Origin of the sequence: Hymenobacter lapidiphilus (assembly GCF_013377885.1) — a bacterium.
GTDB lineage: Bacteria > Bacteroidota > Bacteroidia > Cytophagales > Hymenobacteraceae > Hymenobacter > Hymenobacter lapidiphilus.
Genome location: NZ_JABKAU010000015.1, coordinates 65,458 through 89,818, shown reverse-complemented (window position 1 = coordinate 89,818; position 24,361 = coordinate 65,458). Strand labels below are relative to the sequence as shown.

Here is a 24,361-nt window from a genome sequence, read left to right as displayed (position 1 = left end):
GCCGGGCTAGTCGTCGTCGCGCTTGCGCTTTTGCTTGCCTTTGCCTTTCCGCTTTTTATCCTGCCAGAACCCGGAGCGGGTGCGCGCCTGCCCGGCCTGCATGGTGGCGGGGCTGTGCAGCACCAGGCGGCCGCGGCTATCAGATTCGGTGCGGGCGGCCTCGCCGAGCATGGTGCAACCCTGGCCGTCGCCCAGCTCGGTACGGCGGCCGTCGCGCTCCACCACCCAACCGTCGCGCGTAATGCGGCGGCCGTTGGGCAGCTGCACGTCGCGGGGCATGGGCCTGACTTCGCCGTTGCGCACGACGAACATGGTGCCGTCGCGTCGCTGGAAACCGTCGTTGGCTTGTGCGGCCGCCTGGTTAGTCAGGAGTAGAAAGCAGGCGAGCAGGAGCAGGCAGAAACGCATAAACTGGTAATGGAACGATGAAGGGCCGGGGCACTACCATACGGCAGGGCCGGGCCGGAGTTGAAAGGGGCGGGGCGAAGCGGCCCCGACGCAACGACCCAGACAGCGCAACACAGCGAGTCCGACAAAATTCTTTTAGAAACGGGTTACTTTTTCCGGTTGCGCTTATAAATCCCTGTCCGACAGGCTGTCGGTATCCATTTCTTCTCTTTTGATTTCTATTCCGATGAAAACCCTGTTCAAAACCCTCTTCGTTGCCGCTGCCGTTACGTTCTCCGCTGCTTCCTGCACCGAGCAGAGCCAGGAGAATGCCGAAGCCAACACCGAAGCTGCCGCAGAAAACGCCGCCGTAGCAACCGACGACGCTCTCGAAAACGCTGGTCAGGTAGTGGAAGCCACGGCCGAGAATGCTGCCGCTAACACCGAAGCCGCCGCCGAAAAAGCCGCTGCCGAAACCAAAGCTGCTGCCGAAAAAGCCGACAACAAAATAGATGCCGCCGCCGGCGACGCCAAAGCCGAAATCAACGCCGCTACCCGCACCAACTAGTAGCGCGCGCACCGCCTGGCCGGCAGTGCAGGGCAATCTGCCTGCCCGGTTTGTGCAAAACTAAGGACCTTGTTTAGCTGAGACGAGTCGTTTTACGGCCGTTTCAGCTAAACAAGGTCCTTTTGCTTGGCGCAGTATGGCCGGTGCCTATGCCCGGACTTCTGGTTCGGGGGCGTTGGCCAGCTCCAGCAGCACGCTGTAGTAGGGCTGGCCCGTGGCCTGCGAGCGAAGCCAGCTAAAGAAGCTCAGGGCCTGCAAATCTTCCTGCTCTACCGACACGAACGAGGGAATGTGGAGCAGGCGCTCGGCGAAGGCGGGGCAGCGGGCGGTGGCCGGGTCGTCGATAAGCTCGCCTACCAGCTGCAGGTAGTGCAGTACAGCCGCGTAGCCGCCGCCACCAGCCCCGAACCGCTCCTTCAGCAGCCGCTCGATGGCCCGCAGGCGGTTGTGGGCCAGGTCGGGGTTGCCCAGCTCGAACTGAATCAGCATTTCGCCCATACCGCGGTTGATAACCCATTCGACGCCCATTTCCTGCTCGCAGTAGTGGTCGGTGCGCCCGATGGCCTGCAGCGTCTGGTTGGCTTTCTGAAACAGGCCTTCGGCAAAGTAATGGAAGCCCAGGCCCAGGCGGGCCGTCAGCTCTTCACGGGGGCTAAGCGGCAGGCGTAATACCTGTTCGAGCAGGCAGATGCTCTCGGAGTTGCGGCGCAGAAAGGCGTAGTTGGCGGCCAGCAAAAAGGTGTAGCGCGGCCACATAGACGCCCTCAGCAGGCGCGGGCCGGCCTCCAGCAGCACCCGCAGCCGCTCCAGGTACTCCACCGATTCGGTGAAGCGGCGGGTGCGGTACAGGGCGTGGGCAATCATCAGCAGCAGCCCCAGCTGGGCCTCGCGATGGGCCGGCCGGAAGCCGTGGCGCTTCTCCATCAGCTGGTAGCAGCGCATCACGAAGGGCGCAAACGAGGCGTAGTCGCGGCGCACGAGCATGGCCGCGCGGGTGATGGACATGAGCCGCAGCAGCAGCGCGGGCCGGCGGGCAAAGGCTTCCTGCAAATCATACTCGCGCAGCACCTGCTGCAGAATCTCGTCAAACGACTCGGCGGCCCGGCCCTTTATGCGGGCCTGGCGCAGGCGCTGCCGGATGAGGCTGTCGGCAATGTTGGCCCGTTCCTCCTCGTCGGCGTCCTTTTTGTTGAGGTTGCGCTGCCGGATGATGTCGTCGAGCGGGTCGGCGTGGGGGCTGTGGGCGCGGGCAATCTGCAGGTTGTACACGGCATTCAGCTGCTCGTACTGCTCGTTGGTGCGGGCCAGCTTTTCGGCCTTGTGCAGCGTACTCCAGGCCAGCCGATCGATGCCGGCCTCGAACAGGTACTGGGCCAGCGTGAGCAGCCCACGCACCGAAGCGGCCGCCGTGGGGTCCTGCTGGTGCTGGCGCAGCAGCAGAAAATCGAGCAGGTGGCGCAGCAGCCGCTTGCGCAGGGCATAGTAGGCTACGGCGTTAGGTTCGTCGGGGTAAAGGCGGGCCAGCAGCTCGGGGGTGGTATGCTCGCGCGACTGGGTCAGCAGCTCGTAGAGGCGCACATCCATGCGGCCGTTTTGCTTGCGGCGCTGGCGCTGAATGAACTGCCGAAACTCCTTGTGGTCGTCGGGCGAGAAGGTGGCAAGCGTGGTGCGCAGGTCGTCCATGAGCGGGCGGGGTATTATAAAGTCTGAATATATTAGTGTAATTCACTGATTTGCAAGTATATTCTCTTCAAATAAAGTTGCGCAGCGGGTCTAAATATAGAACATCCTGGTTGCAACTAAGCGTGGATGAATTGGCATCTTTCCGGAGAATTTCACCCTAAGCCCTACTGCCATGCTCCCACGTTTACTCAGCTTACTGCTCCTGCTGCTGGTTTCAGCCTTCGCCGCGCAGGCCCAGGACATGCTCACCAAGCAATCGGGCGAAGAAATTGCCGTGAAAGTGCTGGAGATTTCGCCCACCGGCGTAACCTACCGCCGCACCGATAACCCCGACGGACCGCTGATTACGGTGCGCAAAACCGACGTTTTCATGATTCGCTACGCCAATGGTACCAAGGAGGTGTTTGGCACGCCCGGCGGGGCGCGGCAGCAGCCGGCCGCGCCCCCGGCTGCCCCGCCCTACACCGGCCCCGCCGTACCCGGCGACGAGCTCTTGATTGACCCGACCGTCAACCTCAGTGGGCCGCGCATTGGCTTCACGGTGCTCACGGGTGGAGCGGCCGATAAGGCCCGCAAGGATTTTAGCCTCAACCCCTTTCTTACGCAGTTCGGCTGGCAGTTCGAAACGCGCATCTTCCGGCTTTCCTCGGGCCTGTCGGGGTTGGTTGAGGTGGTACCGCTGATTGGCGGGCTGGAACAGGGCAAATTTATCCCGAGCCTGAACGCGCTGGTTGGTATCCGTGGGCCCAAGGGCTTCGAGTTCGGCCTGGGGCCGAACATAACGCCGGCCGGCGCCAACATTGCCCTGGCTATCGGCACTTCATTTAAGGTAGAAGACGTTAATTTTCCGGTGAACTTAGCCGTGGTGCCCGGCAACGGCGGCGTACGGTTCAGCCTGCTGCTGGGCTTCAACTACCGCCGCCGCTAAGGGCGCGGGCGTTTTCATCGTTTCTCATATTTTTCGTTTCTCATATTTTCTTATCTGCGGAGGCCATGCGCACCTTATTCTGCCTGCTGCTGACTGCCATGACCTTGCTGGGAGCCAGCCGGGCCCAGGCCCAGCAGCCCCCGGCCGCCGTAGCCGATTCGGCCGCAGTACAGGCCGTGCCCCCTGCCCTGGGTACTGCCACCGATGTTATTGTGCGCATCAACGGCGACGAGCTGCCGGCCCGGGTGTTGGGCGTTACGCCACAGGTAGTGCGCTACCTGCCACTGCCCGCCACCGGTGCGCCTCCCATTGCGCCCGATACGCTGCAGCTGGCCGTTGCCGACGTATTCATGATTCGCTACGCCAATGGTACCAGAGGGCTGTTTCGGTCGGCGAAGGGTTTTGCCTCCGAAGTTTCCTCGCTGGTGGGTTTAAGCGCGGCGCAACGTTACGAGTTAGGCCAACAGGACAGTCGCCGCTACTACCAGCCCGCAAAAGGCGTGTTCTGGGGCACCTTTGCCAGCACGGCCGCCGCCGGACCCGCCGGGTTGGTGGTGGGTAGCGCGGTGGCCTTCAGCTCGCCGTCGCACTTTGGCCTGAAAGCGCCCGCTCCGGTTCTGCTCCAAGACCCGGACTATTATAAGGGTTATTACCGGCAGGCTAAAAGCCGAAAAGCAGGCAAAGCCGTTCTGGGCGTTGGGCTCGGCGCGGCAAGCCTCATGCTTGTACTCGCAGTAGTCAGCAGCACAATGCTTAGTGGCAGCTTTCTGAATATGTATTAAAGCTACCCCTGAACAAGATCCAGAACAGTGCCATAGCGGCGCACAGGTAGTACAGACCCTACGATTTCATTTAAAAAAACCATGCGTACTCTACTCTTTTCCCTGCTCACTGTAACCGCCCTGTTGGGAACCGGCCAGAGCCAGGCCCAACAGACCCCGGCCGCCGTGACCGACTCGGCGGCCGCGCCGATAGTGCCGCTGGCCACAGGCGCTGCCACCGACGTTATTGTGCGCACCAACGGCGACGAGCTGCCGGCCCGGGTGCTGCGCATTACGCCCCAGCTGGTGCGCTACCTGCCCCTGCCACCCGCCACCGACTCGCTGGGCCGAGCCACGGCTGCCGATACGCTGCAACTGGCCGCCGCCGACGTATTCATGGTTCGGTTTGCCAATGGTACGCGGGAAGTGCTGCGGGCAACTTCGGCGCCGGCACCCGGCACCAGCCTGGTAGGCCTGAGCACGGCGCAGCGCACCGCGCTGGGCCGCCAGGACAGCAGGAAATACTATAAGCCCGACAAGGGCGTGTTCTGGGGGACGTTTGGCGCTACGGTAGCCACCTTTTATGGCGGGCCGATTGTGGGCGGCGCAATAGCCCTCACACCGCCCAAACGCTATAACCTGGATGCTCCCCAGCCCGACCTGCTCAACGACCCGGCCTATTACGACGGCTACCGCCGGCAGGCCCAGAGCCGCAAGCTGGGCAAGGCTGCCGCAGGCTTGGGGCTGGGTGCCGGAACGCTGGTCGTTCTTACGAGCGTTTTGTTTGTTATTTTACTCAGCTCGACCACCCATTTTTAGTAATCGCGCCCGGGGGTTCAACCTTACCGCAGGCTGGTGCGTAAAGCGGGTATATTCCACCCTAACTGGTAGTATCATGGACCTCAATAACAACGGTATCGACGACAATACGGAACTGCGCGCCCGCGGTAACTGGAACGAAATCAAAGGCCAGACCAAGCAGAAGTGGGGCAACCTCACCGATGACGACCTCGACTACGAGGAAGGCAAGCAGGACGAATGGCTTGGCAACCTGCAGCAGAAAACCGGCGAAACGATGGATGACATCAAGCACTGGTTCCAGCGCACGTTCTAGCCTCACCCAATAGCATTACTTCACGCCGCCCGATACTTCTCAAGAGTATCGGGCGGTTGTGCGTGTGCCCAGGCCTAACATGCAACGAAAGCTACAGCGTGGCTTGCCGGAGCGCAGTAACGTGCGGGACTCAGCTTTGTAGGTTAAATAAAAGGTGTCTACAGTTGTAAGACCTTCGTAAAACGGGCTGGGCGCTTGCATATCCAACCACACTACAGCCCACGTGCGTAAGTCCTGATTGCTGAACCCATCTGTAAGCGACACGTAAAAAGTCATGCCTCTATTGGCTCCGTACCCATGATCCATCTTGTTTATATTAGCGTAGCCGCGCAGGATATTGATGATCTTGAATTACGGGCTATGCTTGACAAATACCGGCATTACAATACCGCTCGTGGCATTACTGGAATGTTGTTTTACAGTAATAGGCATATCGCTCAGATTCTGGAGGGAGAGGCGGATGTAGTGGAGCCACTCTACGAAGAAATAAGCAGCGATACGCGGCATATTAACGTGGTTAAGATGATTCATAAGACCATTACGCAGCGCAGCTTTGCGGAATGGTCGATGGCCTTTCATCCCTTAGATGAGGTCGGTTTTGCCCATCTCGAAGGCTTCCTCCTACCGAGTGAGGTAAGTCAGAATCCAGCGTCGCTTAGCATGTCGGATGCGTTGGTAATCAATCTGATGCGTGATGCTGTATTCGGCGCCCCATCCTCGCCTGATACGGATAGCGCGGCAGCCTCCTAACACGCGAAGAAGCTGTTTAGGAAGCGTCCGGAACCAACCGGAACGTCATGCTTCAACTCCGCAGACGCCAGACGGAGCATGACGTTTTCTCGGTTTTCTAAAAAGCTTCGAAATTTGGTAAGCTGCGGTAGTGGCCAATAGACAGCTTATTTATTTTGCTTATAGTGATTTTATCAATATTTTATTTAACTTTATCAATAACAAAAGGTTAAATTTCTTTACATGCTGACGCTGCCGGAAGAACTGCGCACCCTTGGTAGCCCGGCCCTGCTGGCATTGCCCAAAACGGTGTTTCTATGTTCTCGCGCTTACCCGGCAGCCATTGAGCGCGACACCTACCGCTGGGCCATGGAGCAGCGGCAGCAGCAGCGGTGCATTGCATCGGGGTTTCATTCGCGGCTGGAGCAGACGGTTTATCATTTTCTGCGCCAGGGGTCCGAACAGCCCATCCTGTACGTGCTGGGGCGGGGCATTCAGCCAAACACGGCTTTTGAGCACGAAGCCGATTTGAAGCGTGGCTATTTGCTGTTCATCACGCCCTTCGAGCCCGAGGTGAGTGCTGTAAGCCTGGAAACGGCTACCATCCGCAACCTGCTGCTGGCCGATATGGCCGACGATTTTTTCATTCCTTATATGGACCCCGGCGGCAACCTGGCGCAGCTGATGGCTGACACCATGGTGCGTGGTAAGCCCCTGCTCACGCTCGATATACCAGGCAACGCAGCCCTGGCCCACCCGGATGTGCGCATATACCGGCCCGATGGCCTGCTGAACAACAGCCGCCGGGCCACCTTTTAGCGTTTCCTACCGTAAGAGGTCGGGTAGCCGGACACAGGCTGCCGGTTTGCCCGGCTGCCCTGCGCCCGGCAGGCTTTATGGTTCCTTCTGCTCCGGCAACGGCACCAAGGACGTTTCAACCTCAGCAAGCAGCTAACTTATGACACTTTCCGATACGCTTTCAAACACGCTGCCTACCAACGCCCCGTCGGGGGGACTGCGGACGCTGGCTCGCGTGGGATTCGCCGCTAAAGGCACCGTTTATGGGCTGATGGGCCTGCTGGCGCTGCTGGCGGCCACCGGACAGCAGGAAGGCCAGACGGCCGACAAGAAACAGGCCGTTCAGACGCTGCAGAGCCTGCCTGGCGGCCCAATACTGCTGGGTTTGATTGCGCTGGGCCTGCTGGCTTACATTGTGTGGCGGGTGGTGCAGGCAGTGCGCGACACCGAAGATAAAGGCAGTGATAGTGCCGGTATTGCGCGGCGCCTGGGCTACGCGGCAAGCGGCCTGCTATACACCAGCCTGGCATGGTACGCCGCCAAGCTGGCCCTGAGCGGCTCGGCCGACAGCAGCGGCAACACCCAGCAAACCCTCACGGCCCGGGTGCTGGCCTGGCCCGGCGGCGACTGGATCATTATGCTGGTAGGCGCAGTCACTATCGGCGTTGGTTTCTACCAGTTTTACCAGGCTTATTCCGGCAAGTTCCACAAGCATGTGCAGAGCAGCAACATTCCGGGCGGCCAGCAGAACACCGTGTACCGGCTCGGGCAGATAGGCTACACGGCCCGGGGCATTGTACTGGGCATCATCGGCTACTTCTTCATTCAGGCCGGCCAACAGTCGCGTGCCACTGCCGTCGGCAGCACCGATGAGGCGTTCGACCTGTTGGCCAGCATGGGGCCGGTAGTGCTGGGCATAGTGGCCCTGGGCCTGATGGCTTACGGCCTTCACATGCTGGTACAGGCCAAATACCCGGTCCTGAAGGTATAAGGTCGGTTTTCAGGTAAAGGTGAATAACCTGTTTAGCCAGTCAGCAAGTCAAACGGCCGTCAAGCTGAGCTTGTCGAAGCATCTCTACCGCTTCGCTCGATGATTACAACGAAGCGGTAGAGATGCTTCGACAAGCTCAGCATGACGGTCTGAATACAATAGACACCTTCCTAAAAAGATTAAAAGCAAGCGCGTCACCCGGCCTTGGCCGGATGACGCGCTTGCTTTTACCGAAAAGCATACCTAATCGGCCACGTAGTCGGCCAGGTACTGGTAGCGGGGCAGGAGCTTGCCGGCGCGGGCAATGGTGGCGCGCTCAATCACCTCGTCGGGGCCGCCAGTGGCCAGCAAGTGGGGCAGCACGTGGGAAATGAGCTGGCGGGCGAAGTCGCGCGAGGCATTGCGGGGCAGTTCGCAGGGCAGGTTATCGACGGCCATTACAGTGATATGCTCCGGCGCTGAATAAGCCGCGTGCAGCTCGCCGGTGGCGGAGTTGTAGTCGTAAGCAGGCTCTTGGATGGTGGTGCTGCGCTGGGTGGTGGGCACCGAGCCATCGATGTCGCAGGTAACGTCGGCAATGGTGTTGATGCGGAAACCGGGGCGGCGCGTGTCTTCCTCGGCAAACAAGCGTGGGGCCTGGGGGTGCCAGTAGGCGCAGGCAATCAGCAGGTCGGTAACGGGCAGGAAGTTGTGGAACGTGCTTTCGTACTGCTCGGGGTGGCGGTGGAAATCGGGCGTGTCCCAGACGCGGCCGTCGTGGCGGCGGTTGTAGTCGGAGCTGCGCAACTGGGTGTACACGGGCTCGTTGAAATCGAGGTAGAGGTAGTCGTACACGCTTACGCGGCGGATGCCCATCAGCTCCAGCACCTCTACCGCGCCCTGGGCCACGCGGCCGGTACCGGTCACCACCATTTTGATGGGCGGCAGCTTCTTTACCTTGAAAAACTCCTCCTGCATATCCTCCATATCCACGCACTCGTAGGCGGGCTTAAGCTGGAACAGGTCGTGCTTACGGCCGTAGGTGAGCAGGCCGTTGTAGGCACCCACAATGCCGGCCCAGCGCCCAAATGCCACAATGCGCTGGCCCTGCTCGTCGGTGAGCAGCTCATAGTCGATGAGCGTAATGTTGCGGGCCAGCACCTGGCGCAGCAGCTCGCGGTTGGCGGGCTGCTTCTTGATGGTGTGGGAGAAGAAGCAGTAGGTTTTATTGGGCAGCAGCTCGGCCACCGGCACTTCCTTCACGCCCATCAGCACGTCGCAGTCGGCCACGCTGGGGCGCACCTCCAAGCCCACGTCGCGGTATTCCTGGTCGGCAAAGGCCCGGATTTCACTCTGCTGGGCTACTATTTTCAGGCCCGCAAACTGGTCCTGGGCCTCAATGCACTTCTTGGGTGTGAGCGGCACGCGCTTGTCGGGCGGGGTTTTGCCTTCGCGCAGCAGGCCAATGGTAAGGGTGGGCATACGGTAGCAATTGGATGGGATGGGGCTTAAAGGTAGCAGTAGAGACGCGACCCATCGCGTCTCTACATATTACGCGGCAAACTTTTGCCCGCTTATTGGTTTAAGGGTGAAGCCTTTTCGCGCTACCTTTGTTGGAGGTACTACCCAAGCCTTTCGTTGCCACCCTCATCCACCCCTTTATGTTGCTGAAGACCAAGCCCGCCGATGTGTTTGTGGACCGCCACAACGGACCCGATGCAGCCGGCGTAGCCGAAATGCTGCGTGTCATCGGCGTCGAGTCGATTGACCAGCTCATCGACGAAACCGTGCCGGCGGCCATCCGCCTCAAAAAGCCGCTCAATCTGCCCACGGCCCTCACCGAGCGGGCTTTTCTGGCCAAGTTCAAAGGCATTGCCGAGAAGAATCAGCTGTTCAAGAACTACATCGGCCTGGGCTACCACCCTACCCAGCTGCCGGCCGTCATTCAGCGCAACATCCTCGAAAATCCGGGCTGGTACACCGCCTACACGCCCTACCAGGCCGAAATTGCCCAGGGTCGCCTCGAAGCCCTCATCAATTACCAGACGATGGTAATGGAGCTGACCGGCCTTGATATTGCCAACGCCAGCCTGCTCGACGAAGGCACTGCCGCCGCCGAAACGCTGCACATGTTCCACTCGCTGCGCAAGGACAAAACGACCAAGCGTTACTTCGTTTCCGAGCAGGTGCTGCCCCAGACCATCGACGTGCTGCGCACCCGCGCTACGCCGCTGGGCATTGAGCTGGTTATCGGCGACCACCGCACCGCCGACCTCACCGATGAGTCGTTCTTCGGCGCCATCCTGCAGTACCCGGCCGCCGACGGCGCCGTATACGACTACACCGACTTTATCAGCAAAGCCCACGAGCACAACCTGTTTGTGACCGTAGCGGCCGATTTGCTGTCGCTCACGCTGCTGACGCCTCCCGGCGAAATGGGCGCCGATGCCGTGGTGGGCAACTCGCAGCGCTTCGGCGTGCCGATGGGCTACGGCGGACCGCACGCCGGTTTCCTGGCCACCCGCGACCAGTTCAAGCGCGTAATTCCGGGCCGCATTATTGGCCAGAGCATTGATGCGGCCGGCAACAAGGCCTTCCGCATGGCGCTGCAGACCCGCGAGCAGCACATCCGCCGCGAAAAAGCGACCAGCAACATTTGCACCGCCCAGGTGCTGCTGAGCGTGCTGGCCGGCATGTACGCCGTGTACCACGGCCCTCAGCGCATCCGCCAGTTTGCCAGCAACATCCACGCCCAAGCCCAGACGCTGGCCGGCGCCTTGGGTGAGCTGGGCCTCAACCAGCGCAACGAGTTCTACTTCGATACGCTCGATATCAAGCTGGAAAGCGAGGAGCTGCAGAATGCGGTGAAGAAGGAAGCCGAAGCCGCCCGCATCAACTTCCGCTACTTTACCGAGCACGGCACGCCCCGCGTGGGCATCTCGCTCAACCAGAACACCGAAATTGAGGACGTGCGCGACATCGTGGCCGTGTTTGCCAAGGTGCTTGGTAAGAGCGCGCCCCAGGTAGAACTGCCGACCGAGGTGGAAGTGAACTGGGCCGACGTGCTGGTGCGCAAGAGCGACTACCTGACGCACCCCATCTTCAACACCCACCACTCCGAGCACGAGATGCTGCGCTACATGAAGCAGCTCGAAAACAAGGATTTGAGCTTGGCGCACTCTATGATTGCGCTCGGTTCGTGCACCATGAAGCTCAACGCCACCGCCGAGATGATTCCGGTTACTTGGCCTGAAATCGGCAACCTGCACCCGTTCGCGCCCCGCGAGCAGGCCCAGGGCTACGCCGAAATCTTCGCCGACCTGGAAAAGTGGCTGTGCGAGGTAACCGGCTTCGATGCCGTAAGCCTGCAGCCCAATTCGGGTGCTCAAGGCGAGTACGCCGGCCTGCTGGCTATTAAAGGCTACCACGATTCGCGCGGCGACCAGCACCGCAACGTGGCCCTGATTCCGGCCTCGGCCCACGGCACCAACCCCGCTTCGGCCGTTATGGCCGGCATGCAGGTGGTGGTGGTGAAGAGCACCGAGGACGGCAACATCGACGTGGCCGACTTGGAGGCCAAAGCCACTCAGTACGCCGACAAGCTGAGCTGCCTGATGGTGACCTACCCGAGCACGCACGGCGTGTATGAGGAAACCATCATCGACATCTGCGCCACCATCCACAACCACGGCGGCCGGGTATACATGGACGGTGCCAACATGAACGCCCAGGTGGGCCTGACCTCGCCCGCCATTATCGGGGCCGACGTGTGCCACCTGAACCTGCACAAAACGTTCTGCATCCCGCACGGCGGTGGCGGCCCCGGCGTGGGCCCCATCGGCGTAGTGGCCGATCTGGCGCCCTTCCTGCCCGGCCACGTGCTGATTGACGCCGACGGCCGCACGGCCAGCGCCGTTTCGTCGGCGCCGTGGGGTTCGGCCAGCATTCTGCCCATCAGCTACGCCTACATCAACATGATGGGCGGCGAAGGGCTGACCGAGGCGACCCGCATTGCCATCCTGAACGCGAACTACATCAAGGCCAGGCTGGAGGAGCACTACCCGGTGCTTTACACGGGAGCCAACGGTCGTTGCGCCCACGAGATGATTCTGGATTGCCGCCAGTTCAAGAAGGCCGGCATCGAGGTGGAAGACATTGCCAAGCGCCTGATGGACTACGGTTTCCACGCGCCCACGGTAAGCTTCCCGGTAGCCGGCACGCTCATGGTGGAGCCCACCGAAAGCGAAAGCAAGGAGGAGCTGGACCGCTTCATCGAAGCCATGATTGCCATTCGCATGGAAGTTGCCGAGGTGGAAGAAGGTCGTGCCGATGCCAAGGACAACCTGCTGAAGCACGCCCCCCACACGGCGGCCACCGTGCTCGTGCACGACTGGACGCGCCCCTACTCGCGCGAGCAGGCCGTGTACCCCACCGAGTACGCCCGCGCCTACAAGTTCTGGCCCACCGTCTCGCGCATCGACTCAGCCTACGGCGACCGGAACCTCATCTGCTCCTGCACCTCGGTAGACGAGTACGTGGATGCCGAAGAGCAGCTCGTACAAGCCGATAAAGGGCCGTCGTACTAGGCTTAGAGCTTAGAGCTTAGAGCTTAGAGCTTAGAGCTTAGAATGTATGTAAAAGGTCCCGCAACGGTTGTTGCGGGACCTTTTTTAGTTGGTGATGAAGCACTTCTGCGTGTATGATGTAGAGACACAATATTTTACGTCTCGTCGTTGAACGGCCTACGTCGAACACAGGCAACGTCAGCAACGACGAGACGCAAAATAGCACGTCTCTACATCTTGCTTAGCCTAAAAACCAGCTACTTACGACCCCGATACCCAACGCCACGCTCAAGCCAAGCGCCAGCCCGGCCCACACCTGGGCGGGCGTGTGGGCATCGAGCACCAGCCGGGCGCGGCTTACGGCGGCGGCTACAACCGCGCAGCCGGCCAGCCACCAGAGGCTGGCAGTTTCGGTAGTGCTACTGAGATGCAGTAGCAACAGCAAGCCGAACGCGCCGCCCATGCCCACGCCGTGGGCCGAAATCTTCCAGCGGAGCGTAATGAGCAGCGTTAGCAGTACGGCCAGCGTCATGCCCGCCATCATCCGGAAAAGCAGCGGGTCGGGCTCCTGGGGGCGGTAAAGTAGCGCGGCCGTAACGCCGAAGCTGAGCGCGGCCAGTAGCAGGGGCATGGTGCGCTGCCGACGCTGCCGCAACTCCACCGAATCGGCGTAGCCCAGCCACACCAGCAGGGCCGTGCCCAGGCCCGGAAGGCCCAGCGTGCCGCCCGCCACCAAGGCCAACACGAGCCCGCGGGCCGGCAGGGCCGGGTGCGCTGCTACGCCCGGCAGTTGGTAGCACACGATATAAAACAGATAAAGCGGCACCAGCAGCGGATGAAACACCGCCGATAGTACCGTGGCCAACAGTCGGGGCACAAGCCGGGAGAGACAAATGAGGAAGTGGCCTAAAGGTACATATCGTGGGCTGTTAGCTTTTATTCGGCGGAGAAAGGTGTCAGCTTATAGCTGCTTTAGAAAATCCGGGTTACGGCGGGCGGCGTAGGGGCGGGGACAAGCCCCCACCCGCCGTTAGCACGATGCGTTGAACGGCTAACTAAAACCCTTTGAATCCCGTCGTAGCGGCGGGCGGGGACAAGCCCCGCCCCTACGTCGCCCGCTGTAACCTAGGTTGGAAAGGAACCTGTTACCCCATTTCCGTTGTCCATCTTACACTGCCTGACGGGGTGAAAGTTGTATCTTTCCCGGACCTGAATCGGGCAGCTAAAAGACCGAGCTGGCGTCTCTTGCACAAAAGACCGTGTAATTTGTTGTCAGCCAGAACAAAGCTAACAGCTGGTAGCTGACAGCCAGCAGCTTACTGAATACGTTTATGGGAGTGGAGCAAGACCCCGCGACGACCCGGGCTTTGGACGATGTGCTGGCCCGTCTCGATGCGTTTAAGCGCAAGTTTTACCTGAGTCTGCTGGTGCGCGGGGCCCTGGTGGCCGGCGGCCTGCTGCTGAGTGTGTTCCTGGTATTCAGCCTGCTCGAATACTTCCTGTACCTACCCACCTGGGTGCGGGCCGGGCTGCTATTCGGGTTCGTAGGAGGCATGGTGTACGCTTTCGTGCGCTGGATCTGGCAGCCGCTGGCGGCCCTTACGCATCTGCGCCGCATGCTCTCGGACGAACAGGCCGCCCGCCGCGTGGGCGAGTTATTTCCGCAGGTGCAGGACAAGCTGCTGAACGCGCTGCAGCTACGCGGGCAGGCTCAGGAAAACGCACTGCTGGCCGCCAGTCTGGAGCAACGAGCCGGGCAACTGCGCGGCCTGGAGTTTTCGCAGGGCATCAATATTCAGCGCCAAACCAAGCCGCTATGGAAGTACGTAGCCGTACCTGCGGGCGTGGTGGCGGTGCTGCTGCTGGCTTACCCGGCTTTCTTCGTGCAGGGCACCGGCCGCATTCTCAACTACAACCAGAAGTATAGTCCGCCCGCGCCGTTTACGTTCGTGGTGGAGAATAAAAGCCTCACGGCGTTTAAGGGCGAAGATTTCAGCCTGAACGTGACGGTGGAAGGGGAGGTGCTGCCCAACGAAATCAGCATTCAGTACGAGGGCAAGGAGCGCCGCCTGACCCGCGAATCCGGCAACCGCTTTCGCTACGATTTCCGGCAGCTGCGCCAGAACGTGGACTTCCAGCTGGCAGCAGCCGGCTTTTCGTCGGACGACTACAAGCTGAAGGTGAAGGCCCGGCCCAACCTGCGCGACTTCGCCATCCGGGCCGTGTACCCGGCCTACGTGGGCCGGCCCAACGAAACCATTCGCAACACCGGCAACCTCACGGTGCCCGAGGGCACGGAGCTGCGCTGGGAGTTTCAGACTGAAGCCACCGATCAGCTCCAACTGAACTTCCAGAACCCCAATGAAACCGTGGCCGCCACGCCCGACGAGGCCGCCGCCGGGCAGTTTCATCTGCGCCGCCGGGCCACTCGCAGCCAGAACTACGCCGTGCGCCTGCGCAACGCCGCCAGCCCCAACCGCGACCCGATTGAGTACCAGCTGACCGTAATTGCGGACGCAGCGCCCGAAGTGACGCTGGAGAGTTTCCAGGACACCACGGCCCGGCAGTTTCTGGCTCTGGGCGGCAACCTGCGCGACGACTACGGATTTTCGCGCCTGCAACTGCACTACCGCATCCTCGGCAAAAACAACCCCAATGCCGCCTACCAGACCCGCGCCCTGCCGCTGGGCAGCGGGCCCAGCCAGAGCTACGCTTATGCCTGGGATGTGCGCCGGCTCAGCCTAAAGCCCGGCGACCGGCTCGAATACTTTGTGCAGGCCTGGGACAACGACGGCGTGAACGGCGCCAAGCCGGGCCGCAGCCGGGTGGCCGAGTTCCGGCTGCCCTCGCGCACCGAGCAGCGCCAGCAACTGGCTTCCCAGAGCGAGGCCATGCAAAGCCAGATGAGCCAGGCCGCCCAGGAATCGAAGAAGATGGAGCGTGAGCTGGCCAAGGCCCAGGACAAGCTGAAAGTGAAGCGCGACCTCAACTTCCAGGACCGCAAGCAGCTTAAAGACATGCTGGACAGCAAGCAGGAGATGGACCAAGCGCTGGCTGACCTCAAGCGCCAGTTCGAGCAGCTGCAGGAGCAGCAAAACCAGCTCGACCCGCAGAAAAACGAGGAGCTGGCCGAGAAAGCCAAGGAGCTGCAGAAGCTGATGGACGACCTGCTCGACCCCGAAACCAAGAAGCTCTACGAGGAGCTGCGCAAGCTGCTGGAGCAGCAGGAAGACCAGAACCAGCCCGACATCCAGAAACTGCTTCAGCAGCTCGAAAACAAGGAAAACACCCTGCAAAAGGAGCTGGAGCGGGCCCTCGAAATGTTCAAGCAACTGCAGTTTGAGCAGAAGCAGGACCAGGCCCTCGAAAAGCTCCAGCAGCTGGCCCAGGAGCAGCAGAAACTGGCCGAGCAAACCGAGAAGAACGACAAGCAGAACCCCGACAACAAGCTCAGCAACGAACAGCAGAAAGCCAAGAACGAGGACCTCAAAAACCAGCAAACTGAGCAGCAGCAGAAGTTTGAGGAGGTGAAGGAAGACCTCAAAGACCTCAAGGAAATGGACAAGCAACTCGACGGCGAAAACGGAGCCGACGAGATGAAGCAGGACCAGCAGCAGGTAGACGAGCAGCAGCAGCAGAGCCAGCAGCAACTGGGCAAAAACCAGAACCAGAAGGCCAGCCAGAGCCAGAGCAAGGCTGCCCAGAAGATGCAGCAGATGGCCCAGCAGATGCAGCAGCAGATGGAGCAGGAGGAAGCCGACCAGCAGCAAGAAAACATCGACGACCTGCGCGACATCCTCGAAAACCTGCTCAAGCTCAGCTTCGATGAGGAGAACCTGATGCAGCAGTTCCGGCAGGTGGATCAGAGCGACCCGCGCTTCGTGCAGCTCGGCCAGACCCAACGCAAGCTCAAGGACGATGCCCGGGTGGTGCAGGATTCGCTGTACGCGCTGGCCAACCGCGTCTCCCAGATTCAAAGCTTCGTGACCCGCGAGGTGGGCGAGATGAACGGCCGCATGGACGAGGCGCTGGGCCACATCAAGGACCGCAACGTGGGCCGCGCCACCAGCACCCAGCAGCAGGCCATGACCAGCATGAACAACCTGGCCCTGATGCTTAATGATGCCCTCCAGCAGATGCAGCAGCAGCAGCGCGATAGCCAGAGCCAGCAGCAGCAGGGCGGCGGCAAGCCGGGCCGCAAGAAGAAAAAGGGCTCCTCAGCCGGCGAGGGCCAGATGGGCCGCATGCAGCAGCAGCTCAACCAGCAGATTCAGCAGCTCCAGCAGAGTGGAAAATCTGGCCGGGCGCTATCCGAAGAGTTGGCCAAGCTGGCCGGCCAGCAGCAGATGCTGCGCCAGGCCATGCAGGAGCTGGAGAAAATGCAGGGCAACAAGCCCGGCGGTGGCAAACCCGACCCCAACAAGGACGGGCAGGGCCAGGGAGGCGCCGGCGGCCTCGGCGACATCAAGAAAATGATGGAACAAACCGAAACCGACCTCGTAAACAAGCGGCTGACGGAGCAGACTGTTATGCGCCAGCGCCAAATCCTGACCCGGTTGCTTGAAGCCGAGAAATCGGCCCGCGAGCGGGACCAGGACGACAAGCGCGAAGCCCAGACAGCCCAGCAACGTCCGCCCGTTTTTCCACCCGCGTTCCAGCAGTACCAGCGCCAGCAAACCCGTCAGACCGAGCTGCTTCGCGCCGTGCCTCCCACCCTCACCCCGTACTATCAGCGTAAGGTGAGCGAGTATTTTCAGCAAATGAAGTAGCGTTCTGCTATTTTTACCTTTTACCCGCCGCCCTTCTCTTTTTTACTCAGTATGAAGCAGGTTAAAATTCAAATTCCTTCGCTCGTTGAGAACATCCGCGTAGTGGAGAGCTTTATCGACAACTCGAAGGATACGTTTCATATCGACGACGATATTTACGGAAACATTATGGTGGCCGTCACCGAGGCCGTCAACAACGCTATCCGCCACGGCAATAAGTTCGACAAGGACAAAAACGTGCTGCTTTCGCTGCAGGTCGAGTCCGATAGGGTGCGGTTTGAGATTGAGGATGAGGGCGCTGGTTTCGACTACGACAACCTGCTCGACCCAACGGCCCCCGAAAACATCGAAAACCCCGGGGGCCGCGGTATCTTCCTCATTCGCCACCTCGCCGATGAAGTGGAGTTCAACAAGGATGGCCGCCATGTGCTGCTGACCTTCTTGTTGCCCAGTTCGGAGGCCGATGGAGAGGCTGAAGAGCGCCATTCGACCATCAACGGTGCCGAGGCTCCGGCTGCCCGCTAGGTTTCAACCCGGCTGGTTCTGCTTTTCCTTTGCCTGATTTTTCATTCCACCCCCGTTTTCGGCTGCCATGAGCGACCTGCCCACCGAGTTCGATGAGTTAGATGAGCCGGGACCCGGTGCCGAATCGCATGGCATCGAGTTTATGGTGGAAGAGGTGGATTTTGAGCTCGACGACGCCCGCGAACTAACCTCCTGGATTGAGCGCGTGGCCGAAGTGCACGAGCACGAAATCGTGCAGCTCACCTACATCTTCTGCTCCGATGAGTACCTGCATAAGGTGAACGTGGAGTACCTCGACCACGACACCTACACCGACGTCATCTCGTTCGACAACGCCGACGACGCCGATATGCTCGAAGGCGACATCTTTATTTCCGTGGATCGGGTGCGCGAGAATGCCGTCACTCACGGCGTCACCTTCCGCGACGAACTGCACCGCGTGATGATTCATGGTGTGCTGCACCTGCTCGGCTACGCCGATAAGGACCTGCTCAGCCAGACCGCCATGCGCAAAAAGGAAGATGACTGCTTGCTACTCCGCATGTTCTAATCTTCCTTTAGTTTGATTTGAAAACGCCTGCCGAAACGCGGGCGTTTTTTGTTCTACCGGCACCCCCCGTATGTCTGCCACGCCGCCGCTTGTCGTTCCCGGCCGGGCCCTGGATTTCTATCTGAGCCAGGGCTACTACCGCATGCACCAGGACCTGTTTACCTGCCTGTTTCTGCCAGTAGGGGAGCAGGTGTACACGGTGCACTGGCTCCGTATGGTGCTGGCCGAGGTGGCGTACGGCCCGGTTCAGCGCCGCTTGTTGCGCCAGGCCGAGCGGTTCACGCTTCAGCTACGGCCCTTCGAGCTGACAAACGAGTTGGAAGAGCTCTACGCCCGCTACCGCCAAAGCATCACCTTCGATGCGCCCGATACGGTGGAAACCTTCCTGCTGAACGGGGCCACCCACAACGTGTTCCAGACCGAAGTGCTGGAAGTGCGCGAGGCGGGCCGGCTAGTGGCGGCCGGTATTTTCGACGCCGGCGAGCGGACGATGGCGGGCATCATGAACTTCTACGACCCCGACTACCGCAAATTCAGTTTGGGTAAGGTACTCATGCTCCTGAAGATGGAGGAAGCGCGCCGCCGCCATTACACGCACTACTACCCCGGCTACGTAGTCCACGGCTACCCCAAGTTCGACTACAAGCTATTTCCCTGCCCAGCCGCCACCGAAGTATTCGACTGTTTGCGGGAAGCGTGGTATCCGTTTTCCTGGGAGCGGGTGGACGCCCAGAACGCTGTGTTGACAGGAATTTGAACTTGATTGAACGACGTAGGGGCGGGGCTTGCCCCCGCCCGCCTTTGAACGATTTGCGTTGAGCGAAAACCGCTTGGGTTGTTCCGGCGGTTTGTTCTTACGGCGGGCGGCGACAAGCCCCGCCCCTACGTAGTTCACTAAAGCTAACAGCTAGGAAAAAGGCGGTAAATTTGCGGCAGCATCTGCGCGTTGAACTCTTTCCGGCGCAGGCAGATTAACCAACTATGTTTCAGCAAGAAGAATACGATGTGCTAGTGGTGGGTGCGGGCCACGCCGGCTGTGAGGCCGCCGCCGCCGCCGCTAAGCTGGGCTCCAAAGTCCTGCTGGTTACCATGAACATGAACACCATCGCCCAGATGTCGTGCAACCCGGCCATGGGTGGCGTGGCCAAGGGCCAGATTGTGCGCGAGGTGGACGCGTTGGGTGGTATGTCGGGCATCATTACCGACAAGACCATGATTCAGTTCCGGATGCTGAACCGCTCCAAGGGCCCCGCCATGTGGAGCCCACGGGCGCAATCGGACCGGATGCGCTTTGCCGAGGAGTGGCGCCTGGCGCTGGAGCAAACCCCCAATGTGGATTTCTGGCAGGAGGCTGTAACGGGTCTGCTGGTGGAAGACGGCGTGTGCGTAGGCGTGAAAACCCAGCTCGGCATCGACTTCCGGGCCAAGTCGGTGGTGCTTACCAACGGCACTTTCCTCAACGGCCTCATCCACATCGGTGAGAAGCAGTTCGGCGGGGGCCGCATGGCCGAGAAGGGCAGCACCGGCCTCACCGAGCAACTGTTGGAGCTGGGCTTCGAGGCGGGCCGCATGAAAACCGGCACCCCGCCCCGTGTGGATGGCCGCAGCCTCGACTATAGCAAGATGGAAGAGCAGCCCGGCGACGAAGTGCCCGGCAAGTTCAGCTACCTCGACACGCCCGCGCTGCCCAGGCAGCGGCCCTGCCACATCACCTATACCAACCCCGAGGTCCACGAAATCCTGAAGGAGGGCTTCGAGAAGTCGCCCATGTTTCAGGGGCGTATTAAGGGGCTGGGGCCGCGCTACTGCCCGAGCGTAGAGGACAAAATCAACCGCTTCGCCGACAAGGACCGCCACCAGATTTTTGTGGAGCCCGAGGGCTGGAGCACGGTGGAAGTGTACGTGAACGGCTTTTCGAGCAGCCTGCCCGAAGACGTACAGTACCGCGCTTTGCGCAAAATTGCCGGCTTCGAGAATGCCAAGATGTTCCGCCCCGGCTACGCCATCGAGTACGACTTCTTCCCGCCTACCCAGCTCCACCTCACGCTGGAAACCAAGCGGGTGGCCAACCTCTATTTCGCGGGCCAGATAAACGGCACCACCGGCTACGAGGAAGCCGCCTGCCAGGGCCTGATGGCCGGCATCAACGCCCACCGCAAGGTGCACGGCGAGGCCCCGTTTGTGCTTTCGCGCAGCCAGGCCTACATCGGCGTGCTCATTGATGACCTCGTGAACAAGGGCACCGACGAGCCCTACCGCATGTTCACAAGCCGCGCCGAGCACCGCCTGCTATTGCGCCAGGACAACGCCGACCTGCGCCTGACGCCGCTGGGCTACGAGCTGGGGCTGGCCTCGGAAGAGCGCATGGAGCGCGTGCGCGAAAAGGAGCAGCAGACCAAAGAAGTAGCCAAGCTGCTGAAGAATTTCGGCATCGAAGCAGCCGACATCAACGGCTGGCTCACGGAAATCGGCTCGGCCGAAATCAGCGAGAAAACCCGGGCCGTGAACCTGTTGCGCCGCCCCGGCGTGGAGCTGCCGGCGTTGGCCGCCGCCCTGCCCGGCCTCGCGCTGGCGCTGGCCCCTTACCGCCCCGATGCGCTGGAGCAGGCCGAAATCCTGGTGAAGTACGAGGCCTACCTGGAGAAGGAACACCAGCAGGCCGCCCGCATGCAGGAGCTGGAAAACTTCATCATCCAGGGCCGCCTCGACTACCAGGCCATGCCCGCCCTCTCGCACGAGGCCCGCGAAAAGCTGCTCAAAATCCAACCCGAAACCCTGGGTCAGGCCAGCCGCATCAGCGGCGTCAGCCCGGCCGACGTGTCGGTGCTGATGGTGTACCTGGGCCGGTAGGTCGTGAACTGAAAACCAGAAGAACAGTCATTCTGAGCGAAGGCGCAGCCGGAGTCGAAGAATCTCTACTGCCAAAGTAATCCTACGTTAGGGTCACCATTGCAGTAGAGATTCTTCGACTCCGGCTGCGCCTTCGCTCAGAATGACTGTTCTTATGTTAGCTGTTCTTTCAGTCCCCACTAGGCGGCCGTTTTGGTTTTGTACCTTCGTCTTACGGCTGACACCCAGACCCAACCCGGTTGTTGTACTCAGCGAAATCAACCTAATCAGCGAGAATAAGTGATTTACGAGCGTTTGGATACCTGCCCGGTGTGCGGCAAAACGGAGCTGCGCAACAAGCTGGTGGTGGAGGATAGGTCGGTGAGCCACGAGAGTTTCGCCATTCAGCAGTGCGCGGCCTGCACGTTCCAGTTCACCAACCCCCGGCCGGATGCAGCTCATATCGGGCGTTATTACGAGTCGGAGGAGTACGTGTCGCACAACAGCGGGGCGGGCGGACTTATCAACCAGGCGTACAAAGTGGCGCGGGTGTTTACCATGCGCCGCAAGGTGGCCCTGCTTAATAAGCTGGTGCCGGCCAGGGGCAAGCTCTTTGATTATGGCTGCGGTACGGGCCACTTTCTGGCGGCCGCCAAGGCCGATGGCTGGCAGGTGGCTGGCTGGGAGCCCAACCCCGGAGCCCGCGAGGAGGCCAGCCGGCGGGTGGGCCAGCCTATTGGCCGGGCCGGGCTGGTCGATTTTCAGGAGGCTTCGTTTGATGCCATTACGCTCTGGCACGTGCTCGAACACGTGCACGAGCTCAACGACACGCTCAGGCAGCTCATCCGGTTGCTGCGGCCCGGCGGCACGCTGGTTATTGCCGTACCCAACGTAGAGAGCCTCGACGCCCAGCACTACGGTCCCGACTGGGCCGCCTACGATGTGCCGCGGCATCTCTACCATTTCAGCCCGAAAACCATGAAGCTGCTGCTTAAGAAGCACCGGCTGCAGGTGGAGCAGGAACTGCCCATGCCGCTGGATGCCTACTATGTAAGCATGCTCAGCGAAAAGCACCGGGGCAACCAGCGCGGTGGCCTGCTCTCGGTTCTGAAGACCGGTTATAACTCCAACCAGTACGCGGCCCGCCACGAGGGCCAATACAGCAGCGTGATGTACGTAGCCCGCAAGCGGTAGGGGAGGGGGGTGGCTAAAGCAGAAAGCCATTGCAGCTAACGCTACTGTCATGCTGAGCGCAGCCGAAGCATCTCTACCGCTTCGCAGCACTCGTTCAACGAAGCGGTAGAGATACTTCGGCTGCGCTCAGCATGACAGTAGCGTTAGCTGCAATTAGTTGCCCCCTTCCTCGTTTCCACAATCCGCGTACTTTTTTCAATCTGCACACCCTGCAATGCGCATAGCTTTCCTTCTGATTACGGCCGGAACCCTGGGTAGCTGCGCGGCCATCAGCTCGCCCGAGGGCGGTGCCCGCGACACTACGCTACCCAAGCTCATCAGCGCCACACCTGCCAACGGTGCCCGCAACGTAACGGGGCAGAGCATCCGGCTGGAGTTTTCGGAGCAGGTGCAGCTGACGGATTTGGCCAAGAACCTGCTCGTAGCCCCGGTACTCGACCCGGCCAACACCTACAAAATCCGGGAAGACCGCACGTCTGTTACGCTTACCTTCGAGCAGCCCTTCCGGCCCAATACCACCTACTCGTTCAACTTCGGCGACGCCATTAGCGACATCACCGAGAAGAACAAGGCGGCCAACGTGTCGGTCAGCTTCAGCACCGGGGCCCAGCTCGATTCGGGCGCGGTGCGGGGCAGCGTGGTGGGCCTGCTGAGCCAGCAGCCGGCCGAGGGGGTTTCGGTGCTGCTTTACCCCGAGGCCGATACCTCGGATATCAAGCGGGGCGTACCTACCTACCTGGCCCGCACCGACAAGCAGGGGGATTTTGCGTTCCGCTACCTGAAGGAAGGCCGCTACCGCGCCTACGCGCTGGCCGACAAGAACCAGACGAACCGCTATGAGGAGCCCGAGGCCGTAGCCTACCGGCCCGGCGGCGAGCTGCTGACCGTGGGCCCTACGCCCGACACATTGCGCTTCGTCCTAACCAAGCCCGACAGCCGACGCCCGCTCATCACGACCCAGAAAAACGCGCCTACCGACCAGCGCATTAGCTACAACGAGGGCCTGCTGACGGCCACGCTCGCGCCGTTGGGCAGCGCCGCCACGCCGCCAGCGGCCCTGCAGGAGGCCGTGCAACTCACCGAGCGTAATCGCACGGCCGTTCTGTACCGCACGGCTGCCCTCACCGAAGGTCGCTACCTGCTGGCCGCCACCGACAGCGCCGGCAACGTGGCCCGCGACACCATTGCCGTGAAGTTTGCCGAGCCCCCGCCCAAGGCCCCCAAGCCGGTGCCGGCCTATACCGTAGAGGGCAGCCCCAGGGAAGTGTACCGCCAGGGTCAGGTGAAATTCGTTTTCACCGAACCCATCCGGTTCGACCCCAAGAAGCCCATTGGTACGCTGGTAGAAGACTCACTGAAGCGCCGGCCGCTACGCCTGCCTCAGGATGGCAGCCTCAGCCCCGACCGCACCACGCTGGCCCTTACCCTCGACACCAAGGCCCGGAAAACCGTAACGCTGCAACTCGACAGCACCGCCATCCAGAGCATCACGGGCCGGCCGCTGGGGCTACAGCCGCTCAAGCTGCGCGTAGTCGAGCAAACCACGACCGGCACGCTCAGCGGCCCCATCCAGACCACGGCCAAGCGCTACTGGGTGCAGCTGCTCGACGAAAAAGGCTTGGTGCTCCAGCTGCTCGACTCGCCCAAAGGCAGCTACCGTTTCGACAACCTCACGCCCGCCACCTACCGCCTGCGCGTGCTCATCGACGGCAACCAGGACGGCCGCTGGCAGGGCGGCGACCCGGATCTTAAGGCCGCGCCCGAGCCGGTTTTCCTCTTCCCCAAGCCCCTCACCATTCGCTCGAACTTCGACAACGTAGAAACCCTGAGCTTCTGACGCTGCCCTCTGCGACCCCGCCCCAACGCAAAAGCCCGAATCCGTCCTCCGGATTCGGGCTTTTGCGTTGGGGCGGGACAGGCAGGCCGAAGTACGCAGGCCGCATTGCTGTTCCGCAGGCCATGTAAGCCTTCCGGTAGGGTTGGCGTAGCTG

General features: G+C 61.0%; 20 protein-coding genes. 16 read left to right on the top strand and 4 right to left on the bottom strand.

From position 1 onward, the window contains the following. Positions 1-6 precede the first annotated feature (6 nt). Positions 7-408 (bottom strand): DUF6799 domain-containing protein, encoded by a 402-nt coding sequence (locus HW554_RS10155; protein ID WP_176908472.1) that lies wholly within the window; start codon positions 406-408, stop codon positions 7-9. Between the two features lie 226 nt (positions 409-634). Between HW554_RS10155 and HW554_RS10150 the strand changes: the two genes are divergently transcribed. Continuing rightward, the gene (locus HW554_RS10150; protein ID WP_176908471.1) at positions 635-955 is read left to right on the top strand and encodes an entericidin EcnAB; all 321 of its coding nucleotides are present in this window, start codon (positions 635-637) and stop codon (positions 953-955) included. A 147-nt stretch (positions 956-1,102) separates the two neighbouring features. On the opposite strand, the gene HW554_RS10145 is transcribed toward HW554_RS10150, so the two are convergent. Further along, complete coding sequence (locus HW554_RS10145; protein WP_176908470.1) at positions 1,103-2,638, bottom strand: hypothetical protein; 1,536 nt, start codon at positions 2,636-2,638, stop codon at positions 1,103-1,105. Positions 2,639-2,810: 172 nt separating this feature from the next. On the opposite strand from HW554_RS10145, the gene HW554_RS10140 reads away from it, so the two are divergent. The 7 genes from HW554_RS10140 (at position 2,811) to HW554_RS10110 (ending at position 7,959) form a co-directional block, all read left to right on the top strand. After that, positions 2,811-3,566 (top strand): hypothetical protein, encoded by a 756-nt coding sequence (locus tag HW554_RS10140; protein WP_176908469.1) that lies wholly within the window; start codon positions 2,811-2,813, stop codon positions 3,564-3,566. Between the two features lie 65 nt (positions 3,567-3,631). After that, a complete protein-coding gene (locus HW554_RS10135) occupies positions 3,632-4,348 on the top strand; it encodes a hypothetical protein (protein ID WP_176908468.1) in 717 nt (238 codons plus the stop codon). 81 nt (positions 4,349-4,429) lie between these two features. After that, the gene (locus HW554_RS10130) at positions 4,430-5,146 is read left to right on the top strand and encodes a hypothetical protein (protein WP_176908467.1); all 717 of its coding nucleotides are present in this window, start codon (positions 4,430-4,432) and stop codon (positions 5,144-5,146) included. Between the two features lie 76 nt (positions 5,147-5,222). Beyond that, positions 5,223-5,441: a CsbD family protein gene (locus tag HW554_RS10125; RefSeq protein WP_176908466.1), complete on the top strand. Its 219-nt coding sequence runs from the start codon at positions 5,223-5,225 to the stop codon at positions 5,439-5,441. Between the two features lie 297 nt (positions 5,442-5,738). Next, positions 5,739-6,191 (top strand): BLUF domain-containing protein, encoded by a 453-nt coding sequence (locus tag HW554_RS10120; RefSeq protein WP_176908465.1) that lies wholly within the window; start codon positions 5,739-5,741, stop codon positions 6,189-6,191. Between the two features lie 222 nt (positions 6,192-6,413). Then, positions 6,414-6,989, top strand: coding sequence for a DNA-binding protein (locus tag HW554_RS10115; RefSeq protein WP_176908464.1), 576 nt, complete (start codon positions 6,414-6,416; stop codon positions 6,987-6,989). Between the two features lie 139 nt (positions 6,990-7,128). Beyond that, a complete protein-coding gene (locus HW554_RS10110) occupies positions 7,129-7,959 on the top strand; it encodes a DUF1206 domain-containing protein (RefSeq protein ID WP_176908463.1) in 831 nt (276 codons plus the stop codon). Between the two features lie 243 nt (positions 7,960-8,202). Here HW554_RS10110 and HW554_RS10105 read toward each other — a convergent pair whose 3' ends face one another. After that, positions 8,203-9,420, bottom strand: a complete 1,218-nt coding sequence (locus HW554_RS10105; protein ID WP_176908462.1) for an NAD(P)-dependent oxidoreductase — start codon at positions 9,418-9,420, stop codon at positions 8,203-8,205. Positions 9,421-9,599: 179 nt separating this feature from the next. Here HW554_RS10105 and gcvP point away from each other — a divergent pair, with 179 nt between their 5' ends. Continuing rightward, positions 9,600-12,524, top strand: coding sequence for an aminomethyl-transferring glycine dehydrogenase (gene gcvP, locus HW554_RS10100; RefSeq protein ID WP_176908461.1), 2,925 nt, complete (start codon positions 9,600-9,602; stop codon positions 12,522-12,524). Positions 12,525-12,744: 220 nt separating this feature from the next. On the opposite strand, the gene HW554_RS10095 is transcribed toward gcvP, so the two are convergent. Then, complete coding sequence (locus HW554_RS10095; RefSeq protein ID WP_176908460.1) at positions 12,745-13,380, bottom strand: hypothetical protein; 636 nt, start codon at positions 13,378-13,380, stop codon at positions 12,745-12,747. A 454-nt stretch (positions 13,381-13,834) separates the two neighbouring features. On the opposite strand from HW554_RS10095, the gene HW554_RS10090 reads away from it, so the two are divergent. The 7 genes from HW554_RS10090 (at position 13,835) to HW554_RS10060 (ending at position 24,207) form a co-directional block, all read left to right on the top strand. Beyond that, positions 13,835-17,272, top strand: coding sequence for a DUF4175 family protein (locus HW554_RS10090; protein ID WP_176908459.1), 3,438 nt, complete (start codon positions 13,835-13,837; stop codon positions 17,270-17,272). 51 nt (positions 17,273-17,323) lie between these two features. Further along, on the top strand, positions 17,324-17,797 hold the full coding sequence (locus tag HW554_RS10085) for an ATP-binding protein (RefSeq protein ID WP_176897477.1): 474 nt from the start codon (positions 17,324-17,326) through the stop codon (positions 17,795-17,797). A 67-nt stretch (positions 17,798-17,864) separates the two neighbouring features. Next, the gene (ybeY, locus tag HW554_RS10080) at positions 17,865-18,347 is read left to right on the top strand and encodes an rRNA maturation RNase YbeY (protein ID WP_176908458.1); all 483 of its coding nucleotides are present in this window, start codon (positions 17,865-17,867) and stop codon (positions 18,345-18,347) included. Between the two features lie 70 nt (positions 18,348-18,417). Continuing rightward, complete coding sequence (locus HW554_RS10075; protein WP_176908457.1) at positions 18,418-19,104, top strand: GNAT family N-acetyltransferase; 687 nt, start codon at positions 18,418-18,420, stop codon at positions 19,102-19,104. Between the two features lie 224 nt (positions 19,105-19,328). Beyond that, positions 19,329-21,197 (top strand): tRNA uridine-5-carboxymethylaminomethyl(34) synthesis enzyme MnmG, encoded by a 1,869-nt coding sequence (gene mnmG, locus HW554_RS10070; protein WP_176908456.1) that lies wholly within the window; start codon positions 19,329-19,331, stop codon positions 21,195-21,197. Between the two features lie 294 nt (positions 21,198-21,491). Continuing rightward, complete coding sequence (locus HW554_RS10065) at positions 21,492-22,370, top strand: class I SAM-dependent methyltransferase (RefSeq protein ID WP_218134686.1); 879 nt, start codon at positions 21,492-21,494, stop codon at positions 22,368-22,370. A 214-nt stretch (positions 22,371-22,584) separates the two neighbouring features. Then, positions 22,585-24,207: an Ig-like domain-containing protein gene (locus HW554_RS10060; protein WP_176908454.1), complete on the top strand. Its 1,623-nt coding sequence runs from the start codon at positions 22,585-22,587 to the stop codon at positions 24,205-24,207. Positions 24,208-24,361 lie beyond the last annotated feature (154 nt).